9 protein-coding genes are annotated in these 12,310 nt (G+C 72.1%); 1 reads left to right on the forward strand and 8 read right to left on the reverse strand.

What is annotated here, in order from left to right:
- Positions 1 to 2: 2 nt before the first annotated feature.
- Together FR742_RS12500 and FR742_RS12505 are read right to left on the reverse strand one after the other, a co-directional pair.
- Entirely contained in the window at positions 3 to 2,018 is a 2,016-nt protein-coding gene (locus tag FR742_RS12500) for a 2-oxoacid:acceptor oxidoreductase subunit alpha (RefSeq protein ID WP_261808492.1), read from the reverse strand.
- The gene (locus FR742_RS12505; RefSeq protein ID WP_148031120.1) at positions 2,015 to 5,422 is read right to left on the reverse strand and encodes an indolepyruvate ferredoxin oxidoreductase family protein; all 3,408 of its coding nucleotides are present in this window, start codon (positions 5,420 to 5,422) and stop codon (positions 2,015 to 2,017) included. Before FR742_RS12505 ends, FR742_RS12500 begins: the two co-directional genes overlap by 4 nt.
- A 231-nt stretch (positions 5,423 to 5,653) precedes the next feature.
- Here FR742_RS12505 and FR742_RS12510 point away from each other — a divergent pair, with 231 nt between their 5' ends.
- Complete coding sequence (locus FR742_RS12510; protein WP_261808493.1) at positions 5,654 to 6,418, forward strand: SDR family NAD(P)-dependent oxidoreductase; 765 nt, start codon at positions 5,654 to 5,656, stop codon at positions 6,416 to 6,418.
- Positions 6,419 to 6,493: 75 nt separating this feature from the next.
- Here FR742_RS12510 and FR742_RS12515 read toward each other — a convergent pair whose 3' ends face one another.
- The 6 genes from FR742_RS12515 to FR742_RS12540 form a co-directional block, all read right to left on the reverse strand.
- Positions 6,494 to 7,714, reverse strand: coding sequence for an ABC transporter substrate-binding protein (locus FR742_RS12515; protein ID WP_148031121.1), 1,221 nt, complete (start codon positions 7,712 to 7,714; stop codon positions 6,494 to 6,496).
- Between the two features lie 31 nt (positions 7,715 to 7,745).
- Entirely contained in the window at positions 7,746 to 8,453 is a 708-nt protein-coding gene (locus FR742_RS12520; RefSeq protein ID WP_148031122.1) for an ABC transporter ATP-binding protein, read from the reverse strand.
- On the reverse strand, positions 8,434 to 9,204 hold the full coding sequence (locus tag FR742_RS12525) for an ABC transporter ATP-binding protein (RefSeq protein WP_148031123.1): 771 nt from the start codon (positions 9,202 to 9,204) through the stop codon (positions 8,434 to 8,436). The genes FR742_RS12520 and FR742_RS12525 overlap by 20 nt, the downstream gene beginning before the upstream one ends.
- Entirely contained in the window at positions 9,201 to 10,217 is a 1,017-nt protein-coding gene (locus FR742_RS12530) for a branched-chain amino acid ABC transporter permease (protein ID WP_148031124.1), read from the reverse strand. The genes FR742_RS12525 and FR742_RS12530 overlap by 4 nt, the downstream gene beginning before the upstream one ends.
- Entirely contained in the window at positions 10,217 to 11,077 is an 861-nt protein-coding gene (locus FR742_RS12535; protein WP_148031125.1) for a branched-chain amino acid ABC transporter permease, read from the reverse strand. Before FR742_RS12535 ends, FR742_RS12530 begins: the two co-directional genes overlap by 1 nt.
- A gap of 249 nt (positions 11,078 to 11,326) precedes the next feature.
- Entirely contained in the window at positions 11,327 to 12,223 is an 897-nt protein-coding gene (locus tag FR742_RS12540) for a TrmB family transcriptional regulator (RefSeq protein WP_261808494.1), read from the reverse strand.
- Between the last annotated feature and the right edge of the window lie 87 nt (positions 12,224 to 12,310).

Below are 12,310 nucleotides of genomic sequence, written 5' to 3' on the forward strand. Positions count from 1 at the left end.
AGTCACTGCCGTTCACCCGCCGGATCAACAGGTCGCTCATACGGTCCATCGCGGTCGATCACGTCCTGGATCACTGCGGCCAGCTCCTCGGCCTTGAACGGAAGCCCGCGCACCCGGTTGTAGCTGATGACGTCGACCAGGAACCGGGCCCGCAGCAGCAACGCCAGCTGACCCAGGTTGATCTCCGGCAGCAACACCTTGTCATAGCGCCCCAGGACCTCGCCGATGTTGGCCGGCAGCGGGTTCAGATGCCGCAGATGCGCCTGGGCCACCTTCCCGCCCGCCGCCCGCACCCGCCGCACCCCAGCGGCGATCGCACCGTAGGTGGAACCCCACCCGAGCACCAGCACCCGCGCACCACCAGACCCAGACCGGCCAGACCCGGCGTGAGCGCGGGACTCGCCGGGCCCGCCAGGACCGCCAGGACCGCCTGGGACATCGGGGCCGTGAGGGTCGTCGGGGTTGTCGGTGACGTCGAGATTGTGCGGGTCGTGGGGGTCGTCGACCTGAAGATCCGGCACGTCGATGCCGGCCACCTTGGCCGCACGCAACCGCACCATCCGGTCATGATTGTCCGGATCGTAGGAGATGTTGCCCGTGCCGTCCGCCTTCTCGATACCACCGATACGGTGCTCCAACCCCGGCGTGCCGGGGATCGCCCACGGCCGCGCCAGCGTCTCCGGGTCCCGCTGGAACGGCAAGAACACGCCGTCCTCGCCGTTCGGCTCGGTGGTGAACGGCACACTGATGTCCGGCAGCGCCGCAACCTCCGGCAGCCGCCACGGCTCCGACCCGTTGGCCAGATACCCATCCGACAACAACATCACCGGCGTCCGATAGGCCACCGCGATACGAGCCGCTTCCACCGCCGCGTCGAAACAATCCGAAGGCGACATCGGCGCGATGACCGGCACCGGCGACTCGCCGTTGCGGCCGAACAACGCCATCAGCAGGTCGGTCTGCTCGGTCTTGGTCGGCATCCCCGTCGACGGACCCGCCCGCTGCACGTCCACCACGATCAACGGCAACTCCGTGGTGACCGCCAGCCCGACCGTCTCGGCCTTCAACGCCACGCCCGGCCCGGACGTCGTGGTCACCCCGAGCGCGCCACCGAACGCCGCCCCCAGCGCCGCACCCACCCCCGCGATCTCGTCCTCGGCCTGGAAGGTGCGGATGCCGAACTGCTTGTGCTTCGACAACTCGTGCAGGATGTCCGAGGCCGGAGTGATCGGATACGACCCCAGAAACAGCGGCAGTTTCGCCTGCACGGCGGCGGCGATCAATCCGTAGGCCAGCGCCTGGTTGCCGGAGATGTTGCGGTACACACCCGGCGCCAGCCGGGCCGGCTTCACCTCATACGAGACCGAGAACGACTCGGTGGTCTCGCCGAAGTTCCAGCCGGCCTGGAAGGCGGCGATGTTGGCCTTGGCGATCTCCGGCTTCCGCGCGAACTTGGTCTCCAGGAAGTTGATGGTCTGCTCGGTCGGGCGGTGGTAGAGCCAGGACAGCAGGCCGAGCGCGAACATGTTCTTGGCGCGTTCGGCGTCCTTCTTGCTGATGTCGAAGTCTTCCAGCGCCTTGACCGTCAACGACGTCAAAGGCACGGAGTGCACCCGCCACTCGGCCAGCGACCCGTCTTCTAGCGGGCTGGCCGGGTAGCCGACCTTGGCCAGGTTGCGTTTGGTGAACTCGTCGGTGTTGGCGATGATGTCGGCGCCGCGCGGCAGGTCGGCCAGGTTGGCCTTGAGCGCGGCGGGGTTCATCGCGACCAGGACGTTGGGGGCGTCGCCGGGGGTGAGGATGTCGTGGTCGGCGAAGTGCAGCTGGAAGCTGGACACGCCGGGCAGGGTGCCGGCCGGGGCGCGGATCTCGGCGGGGAAGTTGGGCAGCGTGGACAGGTCGTTGCCGAACTCGGCGGTGCCCGCGGTGAACCGGTCACCGGTGAGTTGCATGCCGTCACCGGAGTCACCGGCGAACCGGATGATCACCCGATCGAGTTGCTGAACCTGCTTGATCACAGCTCCTGAACTCCGTTCTCGAACCGGGCGAGCAGTCTCGCCAGCTCCTCGTGGTATCTCTCGACGTTGCGCAGCTTCACGTCCTCGTACCCGCGCACCAGGTCAGGCAGCTCCGCCAGCTGGACCGCGAGCGCGAGGTTGTCCGGGGAGAGGCGGCCGGCGAGGCGCTCCACCAGGCCGGCGTACTCCCGCACCAGCTCACGCTCGACCCGGCGCACCCTCGTACGGCCGAACGGGTCTAAGGCGGTCCCGCGCAGGCGGCGCAGGCCGCGCAGGGCCACCAGCGCCGGCCGGAACCACGGGCCCAGCGTGAGCTTCCGCCGCACGCCCATCGCCCGCAGCAGCGGAGGGTGGAGCTTCCACGACGCCTTGGCGCCGGGTCCGAACCGCTCCGCCAGCGCCGACCGGACGTCGTCGCCGAGGCTGAGGCGGGCGACCTCGTACTCGTCCTTGTAGGCCATCAGCTTGAACAGGTGGCGCGCGACCGACTCGGCGAAGGCGGCCGAGCCGGGCACCCGCGACGCCTCCAGGGCGCGCACCCGTTCCACCAGGCGCGTGTAGCGGCGGGCGTAGCCGAGGTCCTGATAGGCCAGCAGCTCCTGGGACCGGAGCCCCACCAGCCGGGCCAGCTCCGACCCCGGAGGCGCCTGCACGATCCCCGTCACGTCCTCCTGCGGAGCGGGCCCGGGCGCGTCCCGCACGGCGGGGTCGCTGACGAACGTGCGGCCGTGCCGGAACGCCCGCAGGTTGACCTCCACCGCGACGCCGTTCACCCGGATGGCCTCCTCGATCGCCTCGGCCGGCAGCGGGATCGCGCCCTGCTGGAAGGCGACGCCCACCAGCAGCATGTTGGCCGTCTGGTCGTCCCCGAACAGGTCGGAGGCCAGCGCGCGGGCGTCGAGCAGCCGGGCCAGGCCGGGACGGACCCGGTCGAGTATCGGGCCGGTGACCTCGTCCGGCTCGGGGAAACCCACCGCCGGGTCGGCGACCATCCGGCCGGTGGGCACCTCGGAGGTGGACAGCACCGCGACGGTCCGCTCGGGCGAGGCGACCGTCAGGTTCCCGGGGTCGGCGGCGACCAGGAGGTCGCAACCGAGGTAGAGATCGCACTCGCCCTCGGCGAGCCGGTTGGAGGTCAGCCTGCGGTCGCGGGAGAACTTCACGTCCGACACCACCGCCCCGCCCTTCTGCGCGAGCCCCGTCTGGTCGAGCGACCGCGCGTTCCATCCGGCGATCAGCCCGGCGGTGGCGAGGATCTGGGAGACGGTGACGACGCCGGTCCCGCCGATGCCGAGCACCCGGACGCCGAAGGCGTCACCGCCCACCACGGACTCCGGCTCCGGCAGGTCCGCCTCGACCGCGCCGCCCTCGCGGGTCACCGGGGCGGCGGAGACCGTCATGAAGGCGGGGCAGTCGCCGTCCAGGCAACGGGTGTCGAGATTGCACGAGGCCTGGTGGATGCGCGTCTTGCGGCCGTACTCCGTCGGGACCGGCTGCACCGACAGGCAGTTGGACTTGCGGCCGCAGTCGCCGCAGCCCTCGCAGACCCGCTCGTTGATGAAGACCCGCGTCGCCGGTCGCGGGAGCAGGACCCGCTTGCGCTTGCGGCGGGTCTCGGTCGCGCACTCCTGGTCGTGCAGGAGCACGGTGACGCCCGGGGTGCCGGCCAGGACCCGCTGCGCCTCCTCGACGCGCGACCGGTCCCAGACCTCGACGCCGCGCGGCAGCCGGATCCGGCGGTACCTGCGGCGGTCCTCGGTGGTGACGATGATCTTCGAGACGCCCTCGGCCAGCAGCACGCCGACGATCCGGGCCGCGTCCATCCCGCCGACCGTCCGCTGCCCCCCGGTCATGGCCACGGCGGAGTTGTAGAGCAGCTTGTAGGTGATGTCGACGCCCGCCGCCACCGCCGCCCGGATCGCCAGGGAGCCGGAGTGGTCGAAGGTGCCGTCCCCCAGGTTCTGTACGTAGTGGTCACGTTCGACGAAGGGCGCCATCCCCACCCATTGCAGGCCCTCCCCGCCCATCTGGGAGAGCCCGGTGACGGAGCCGACCTGGGCCTCGTCCATGAGCACCACCATGGCGTGACACCCGATGCCGCCGCCGACCAGGCTGCCTTCGAGCGTCTTGGTGGAGGTGTTGTGCGGGCAGCCCGAGCAGAAGTACGGCGCGCGCCGCAGGAGCGGCAGCGGACGGCGCGGGTCGGGGCGCGGTCCCGGCGTCACCGGGATGCCGTTGGCGAGCAGCCGCCGGCGCAGCCGGGGGACGATCGCGTCCACGTCCAGCTCCCCGTACGCGGGAACCAGCTCGTCGCCGTCCTGGTCCCGCTTCCCGGTGACCAGGGGGACGGCCGGGCCGCCGTAGAGGATGTCGCGGACGGCCGTCTCCAGGAAGGACCGCTTCTCCTCGACGACCACGATCTCGGCCAGCCCGTCCGCGAACTCCCTGACGGTCTCCGGCTCCAGCGGGAACGGCATGCCCACCCGGAGCAGCCGGAGCCCGCTCGCGCGCAGGTCCGGCTCGTCGACGCCGAGCCGGCGCAGCGACTCGACCACGTCCAGGAAGGTGCGGCCCGCGGCGATCACGCCGACCCGGTCGCCCGGCGCCGCCCCCACGACGCGGTTCAGGCGGTTGAGCCGGGAGTAGTCGACGGCCAGCCGCAGCCGGTTGGTCACCAGGTCGCGTTCGAGCGGCCCCAGCGTGGGCTGCAGCAGCCGCGCGGTGGGCCGGTGGCGCCCGGCGCCCGGCGGGAGCACCGGCTCGGGCCGCTCGTCGTCGAGGAACACCGTCGAGGAGCCGTCGGCCACGGCGGTGACGATCTTCAGTCCCACCCACAGCCCGGTGGCCCGGGACAGCTCCACGGCGTGCGCTCCCAGGTCCAGCACGTCCTGGGAGTCGGCCGGATACAGGAACGGCATGGCCAGATCGGCCAGCGCCGCTTCCGACGAGCAGGGGACGCTGGAGGACTTGGCGGCCGGGTCGTCGCCCACCAGCACGATCGCGCCGCCGTCCGGGTGGGCGCCCATCAGGTTCCCGTGCCGCAGGGCGTCCGTGGCCCGGTCCAGCCCGGGGGCCTTGCCGTACCAGATGCCGAGCACGCCGTCGTATCGGGCGCCGTCGAGGGTGTTGGCCAGCTGGCTGCCCTGCACCGCGGTCGCCGCGCTCTCCTCGTTCAACCCTGGCCGGAAGACGACGTCGTTGGCGTCGAGGAGGCGGCGCTGGCGGTGCAGCTCCAGGTCGTAGCCGCCGAGCGGCGAGCCCTCGTAGCCGGAGACGAAGGTCGCGACCCGGCGGCCGCGAGCCAGGTCCCGGCGGTGCTGGTCGATGGGCAGCCGGGCCAGCGCCTGCACGCCGGTCAGCTGGACCCGTCCAGCCGTCGCCTCGTAGCGATCTTCCAGCCGCATCCGGTCCGTCCCCCTTCCTGGGTGGCTGGGCGAGATTCAGCCACGCGGGCGCGGCGGGCTCAAGAGGGTCTGGGCCACTGGCACAGAAGAGGCCGGTCGGCCGGCGGGCTCACTGGACACTTGGCTAGTCGCTAACCTGTTAACGGCTAAAAAGTCAGCGGATACGGCTTCCTGGAGCGGTGTAGTCGTCGTTAGCATCCCGTCCAAAGACAGTGAGGTCGGGAGGCTTCCGTGGGGCGTTCGCTCGAAGGGATGCCGGTGCTCGTCACCGGGGGCGGTTCTGGGATCGGCGAGGCGGTGGTCCACCGGCTGGTCAAGGCCGGTGCGAAGGTGACACTCGCGGGCCGGCGCGCGGACAGGGTCGAGGCGGTCGCCAGGCAGGCGGGCTCCGGCGCGTGCGGCGTCGTCGCCGACGTCACCGTGGCCGCGGACCGCGAGCGCATGGTCGCGCGGGCGGTCGAGCACGGCGGCGGGCTGGAAGCCGTGGTGCACGCCGCGGGCAACATGTACCGAGGCGCGCTCGAAGACCTCGACGAGCAGGCGCTGCACGACGTGTTCGCCTCCAACACGATCGGCCCGATGATGCTGACCGCGCTCGCCCTGCCGCACCTGCGGGAGCGCTCCGGCGCCGTGGTCTTCTTCGGTTCCGTGCACACCCAGCGCGCCTTTCCCGGCGCGTCCCCGTACGCCGCCACGAAGGGCGCGCTGGAGACGCTGACCGGCGTCCTGGCCGCGGAGCTGGGGCCTCAGGGCGTGCGGGTCGGCTGCGTGCGGCCCGGCGGCGTGCTGACCGAGATCAACCAGCGGGCCGGGCTCATGGACGACGCCACCGCCGCCGAGCGCATGCGCTCGCTCGGCCCCGCCCACGCGCTCGGCCGGGCGGGCACCGCGGCCGAGGTCGCCGAGGCCGTCGAGTACCTGATCACGGCCGAGTGGGCGACCGGCGGCGTGCTCACCATCGACGGCGGCCTCGGCCTCGGCGTCACCAACGCCTGACGACACGGGCGGGCCTGTGCGAGGTTTGCCGGCGGTGGGCGCGTGGCGGGGACACCACGCGCCCTTCGGGTCGTGTCAGGACGCGGACTTGCCGGGCTCCAGCCAGTCCTCGCTGACGAGCTTCCACGCGGAGCCGTCCCACTCCGCGACCTTCGCGCCGGTCGTCCCGACATGCCCGCCGCCGGCGGCCGGGCCGAAGGTGATCGGCGGGTAGATGCCGGACGCGTGCTCCTTGAGCGACTCGGCGGTCTTCTGGAAGCTCGCCCAGCTCAGGTCGTCGCCCATCCGGTTCACGATCTCGAAGAAGATCTTCGTGTTGGCGTACGCCTGCAGGGCGTAGGCGCTGCCGGCCTGGTCCGGGGCGACGGCCTGCTGGGCGGTCCGCCACGCCGCCGCCTCCGGGGCGTCCGACGTCGGCAGCTCGGAGATGAACGTGCCGTAGATGCCCTTCGCCGCGGGCCCCGCCGGTCCCACCGTGCCCGCGCTGCCCGTGGTCACGGTCGAGGAGGTGCCCATGATCGTGGGCTTCCAGCCCAGCTCGCCGACCGCCTTCATGATCAGCGCCGACTGCGTGTTGTCCGTCCCGAGCACGATGGCGTCCGGCTTCGCCTCCCGCACCTTCAGTACGGCGGAGCTCACCTCGGTCGAGTTGGGCTCGGTCGTCTCGTTCGCGACGACCTCGACCCCCACGGCCGCGGCCTCCTCCTTGACCCCGTCCCGGATCGCGTGGCCGAGCTCGTTGTCCTGCCCGATGACGGCGACCTTCTTGACGTCCTTGCCCGCCAGGAAGTCCACGATCACCCTGGCCTGGTCACGCTGGCTGGTGCCGAGCAGGAACACCGAGTCCTGCTCCGGGTCGGGCGGCAGCACCGGCGCGAACAGCGGCATCCCCTTCTGCGCCAGGTAGGGGTAGCTGCCCGGGATGTTGGCCGACCCGGCGGGGGAGACGACCGCGTACACCTTCTCCTGGTCGCCCAGCCGGCGGATGTTGGCGACGCTGCGCGCCGCCTCGAACCCGTCGTCGAGCACGACGAGCTTCACCTGACGCCCCAGGACGCCGCCCTTGTCGTTGATCTCCTTGACCGCCGCGTTCAGCCCGGCTTCGAAGCCCTTCCCCGAGGTGGCGGCGCCGCCGGAGAGCGGCAGGGTGGTGCCGATGGTGATGGTGTCGTCCGTGACACCCTGGACCGTCCCTCCCGCGTCCGACGGCGCGGCCGCCTGGGACGAGCAGCCCGCGACGGCGAGCGCGGTCAGCAGGACGGGCAGGGCGGTGAGCGGGAACCGTCGTGGCCTCATGGGACCCTCCAGTCAGAATGGTGCTAGTGGTTCAGCCGAGGTAGGCGCGGACGAGGTTCTCCGAGTCCGCGAGCTCGTGGGCGGGGCCCGAGGTGTGCACGGCTCCGCCGGCGAGCACGTACGCGCGGTCCGCGATGTCGAGCACGGCCGAGTTCTGCTCGACGAGCAGGAACGCCGTGCCCGACTCCGCCCGCAACCGGGCGACCAGCCCGAGCAGCTGGGTGACCAGGATCGGCGCGAGGCCGAAGGACATCTCGTCCACCATCACCAGGCGCGGCCGGCCGAGCAGCGCCCTGGCGACGGCCAGCATCTGCTGCTGGCCGCCGGACAGCGAACCGGCGGGCGCGGCCAGCTTGTCGCGGAGCGCGTCGAACACCTCCAGCAGCCGCTCCTCGTCCCGGGCGACGTCCCGGGCGCCGCGCCCGCGGGCGGTGGCGCCCAGGCGCAGGTTCTGCCGCACGGTGAGGGACGAGAGGATGCCGCGGCCCTCGGGGACGTGGCCGAGGCCGAGCCTGGCCCTGGCCTCCGGCGGCCGCCCGCCGAGCGTGGCGCCGTCGAAGCTCACCGAGCCCGACCAGGTGGGCAGCACGCCGGAGACGGCGCGCAGCGTCGTGGTCTTGCCCGCGCCGTTGACCCCGAGCAGCGCGACGATCTCGCCCTCCGCCACGTCGAGGTCGACCCCGCGCAGCACCGGGACCCGGCCGTAGCCGGAGGTCAGCTCACGAATCGACAGTAGCAACGCCGGCTCCCAGGTAGGCCTTGACGACATCGGGATGGGCGACGACCTCGGCCGGAGTGCCGTCCGCCAGGATGCGCCCGAAGTGCAGCGCCGCGACCCGCGGGCACAGCCGCGAGACGAGCTCCAGGTCGTGCTCGATGATCAGGATCGACAGCTCGTCCCGCTCGCCGATCTCGGCCAGCGGCGCCACCATCCGGTCGACGTCGGCCGCCGACAGTCCGGCGGCGGGCTCGTCCAGCAGCACGATGCGCGGCCGCGGAGCCAGCGCGCGGACGACCTCGACGATCTTCTGGCTGCCCAGCGGCAGGTTGCCGGCGGGCTCACCGGCGCGTGCGGCCAGCCCGAAGGCGTCGAGCAGCTCGCGCGCCCGCTCCCTGGCGGCGCGCGCCCCGCGCGAGACCCCGAGGAAGTCGGCCAGCCCGCCGCCCGGGGGCAGCCCGGCGTCCAGCCCGGCCAGCACGTTCGCCTCGACCGACAGCTCGGCCACCAGCCGGGGAGTCTGGAACGTCCGGCGCACGCCCCTGCGGGCCACGACGGCCGGGCGTCCGGCGCGTACGGGCTCGCCCGCGATCCGCACCGACCCCGCGACCGGCCGCACATAGCCGGTCACCACGTTGAACACCGTCGTCTTGCCCGCGCCGTTCGGGCCGATCAGCCCGGTGAACCCCGGGCCGACGGCGAGGTCGACGCCCTTCAGCACCTCGTTGCCGCCGAAGCGCACGGCGATCCCGGACAGTTCGAGCGCGTTCATCGGGCGGCTCCCGTCAGGTCGGCCTGCCCGGACACGGGCGGCGGTTCGGGCGCAGGCGGGGCCGGGCGCCTGGCCCGCAGCCGGGCGGGCAGCGAGGCCAGCCCGCGCGGCAGGAACGCGATCGCCAGCGCGAGGATCAGCCCGTACACCAGTCGCTGCCAGCTCCCCAGGTCCTGCAGCAGGTCACGCAGCACCACCACGACGACCGCGCCGAGGAACGGCCCGGCGACGTAACCCACGCCGCCGAGGAACGCGACGACCAGGAACTCGATGAGCAGCCCCATGTCGAAGATCTCCGGCGTCAGGTACGACAGGCACTGCGCGTACAGCGCCCCGGCGACGCCCCCGATGAACGCCGACAGCGCGAAGGCCAGCAGCTTCGTCCGCATCGGGCTCACCCCCAGCGACGGCGCGGCGATCTCCGCGTCCCGCACGACCCGCAGGCGCCTGCCGAGCCCGACACGGCCGATGCGCATGACGACGGCGGTGGTGACGGCCGCCACGGCGAGGCACAGGTACCAGCGGCTGCCGTCGACGTCGATCCCGGGCAGCACCACGGCCTGCACGGCGGTGCCGGCGATGCCGCCGGTGACCGGCGTGGCCTCCACGAACACGCGGATCATCAGCTCGGCGAACGCGAGCGTGGCGATCGCCAGGTAGAAGCCGCGCAGCCGGGTGGCCGGCAGCCCGATCAGCACCCCGAACAGCGCGGCGACCAGGCCCGCGGTGACCGCCGCGAGCGGCCAGGCCCAGCCCTGCGCGACCAGGTACGTGGTCGCGTACGCCCCGACGCCGAGGAAACCGGCCTGGGACAGCGCGATCTGCCCCGACCATCCCATGATCAGGACCAGCCCCAGCCCGGCCGTCGCCGTCACCATGACCAGGCACGCCTGGAACAGCAGGTACGGGTTGACCAGGCCGGGCAGTGCGAGCAGGACGAGCGCCGCCGCGACGGCGCCGGCCACGCCGGCGACCCGCCGGGGCGAGCCGGAGAGCAGCGCGAGCGGTGTCATCAGACCTCCCGGACCTGGTGGCGGCCGAACAGCCCCTGCGGCTTGATCGACAGCACCACGACGATGGCCAGCAGCGCGATCGCGGTCTTGCTCGACGTCGAGATGTACGCGCCCGCCAGGTTCTCCGCGACGCCGAGCGCGAGCCCGCCGACGAACGCCCCGGTGATGCTGGAGAACCCGCCGAGCGTCGCCGCGACAAAGCCCTTGATGAGCAGCCCGGAGCCATTCTGGTCGGTGAGCAGCGAAGCCTGCCCCTGCAGCAGCAGCGCGATCGTGGCGATCGCCCCCGCCAGGGCCCACGAGGTGCGGAACACCGTCGTGACCGAGACGCCGAGCAGCCTCGGCGTCACGCGGTCCTCCGCGATCGCCTGCATCCGCACGCCGAGCGGCGTGCGGAAGAAGAGGATGAGCCCGGCCATCACCGCCAGCCCGGCCGCGATGCTGAGCAGCTGCTCGTACGCCACGACCTGCCCGGCCACGGTGAACGAGCCCGCGAACGGGGAGTCGATCTTGCGGGGCTCGGATCCCCACACGAGCTGGACGACCGCGTTGATCACGACGAAGACCGCGATCGTCATCAGGACCGTGGCGAAGTGGTTCTCCGCCAGGATCGGACGGATAGCCGTTCGTTCCACCACTACGGACAGCGCGACGCCGATGAGCAACCCGATCGGTACCGCGAGCCACCATGACAGGTGCGCGCCGTCGATGAGCGCCCAGGTGCAGAAAGCCGGAAACAATCCCAGCTCAGCCATGGCGAAGTTGGGTACGTCGGTCGCCTTCAGCACGAGGACGATGGCCAGTGCCATGAGGGAGTACCAGCTCCCCGCCTGCAAGCCGCTGATGATCTGTTGCCACACGGTTACGCCTCCAGCCGCTAGTCGTCAGGATGCTAACGTCCAATGGGAAGACGCGACAGTCCCGATTTGGCAACGACGCGGCGAGACCGGAGCGACCGGAGCGCGATCAGGCGGCCCGGCCTGCGGGCACGCGGAAACGGCGCCCATCGTCAGATGGACGCCGTCGCGATCCTGATGCGGCCGGATCGGCGGGCGGGGCCGTCCGGCGGGTCCGGGGGTCCGTCCGCCGGACGCCCCCGCGTCAGCGGATCAGCGGGACGTGTCGTTCCCGCGCCGGCGGCCGGGGGCGGGCGGGGGCGCGCCGGCGCCCCTTCTGAGCAGCGTGGCGGGGGCGCCGTGGTCGGCGCGCAGCCGCAGCAGCGCCGGATCGGACTTCCAGAAGGTCTCGAAGTCCTCGGCTGCGAACTTCTCCACGATGAGGTGCATGGCGATGTCGTGGCGCACGTACTCGACCGCGACCAGGACCACCGCCGGGTCGTCGGTGTAGACGCCCCAGGCGTCGTCGTTGATCACGCCGCCGATGACCGCCTGCTCGCGGTCGGCCACCACGACCAGCAGCCGGCAGCCCAGGTTCTCAAGCGCCACCTTGGGGCTGGAGAAGCGGTGCTGGGTGGTGTGGCCCACCGGGTCGGGGTCGTCGCCGAAGACGACCGTGGAGACGTCGACGCCGTCGGACTCGGCCCTGCGGGCCAGCGGCTTGAGCGGCTCCAGCTCCGCCGGCCAGCCGGACAGGAACAGGTCTCTGCGCGCCGCCGAGACCACGTCCTCGGCCCGGGTGATCAGCGACGACCGGTCGGTCAGGTTGTGGATCAGCCGGACCTGGGTGGGCGAGGCCACCTCGGGCAGCGACTCGCGCAGCGTGCTGATCGACTGGTCGAACTCGCGCCGCATCCGGTCGAGCAGCGACATCGGGGGCAGCGAGATGTAGCCCACGCCCGCGTCGCCGAGCCGCACCTCGTAGGCGGCTCCCCGGCCCACGAGCTTGCCCAGCGTCTCGTAGACCGTGCTGCGCGGCACTCCCGATCGTTTGGCCACCTCGTAGCCGTTGAGCGGGGCGCCGGCCGCCACGAGCGCGACGTAGGCCTTGGCCTCGTAGCCGGACATGCCGAGGCGCTGGAGCTCTTCGATCACTCTCTGCTGAGACACGTTGCCATCGTCGCATCACCTCGGGCTCCGGGACGAATTCCGATCACCGCCAGGCCAGTCTAGCCAGGACGCTTCATAGTAGTTAAC

Source organism: Nonomuraea sp. C10 (genome assembly GCF_008017515.1).
GTDB classification, from domain to species: domain Bacteria; phylum Actinomycetota; class Actinomycetes; order Streptosporangiales; family Streptosporangiaceae; genus Nonomuraea; species Nonomuraea ferruginea.

Coding starts and splice junctions, on each gene's coding strand:
- FR742_RS12530 (WP_148031124.1), bottom strand. CDS start 10,217: ATGACACCGCTCGCGCTGCTCTCCGGCTCGCCCCGGCGGGTCGCCGGC.
- FR742_RS12515 (WP_148031121.1), bottom strand. CDS start 7,714: ATGAGGCCACGACGGTTCCCGCTCACCGCCCTGCCCGTCCTGCTGACC.
- FR742_RS12525 (WP_148031123.1), bottom strand. CDS start 9,204: ATGAACGCGCTCGAACTGTCCGGGATCGCCGTGCGCTTCGGCGGCAAC.
- FR742_RS12505 (WP_148031120.1), bottom strand. CDS start 5,422: ATGCGGCTGGAAGATCGCTACGAGGCGACGGCTGGACGGGTCCAGCTG.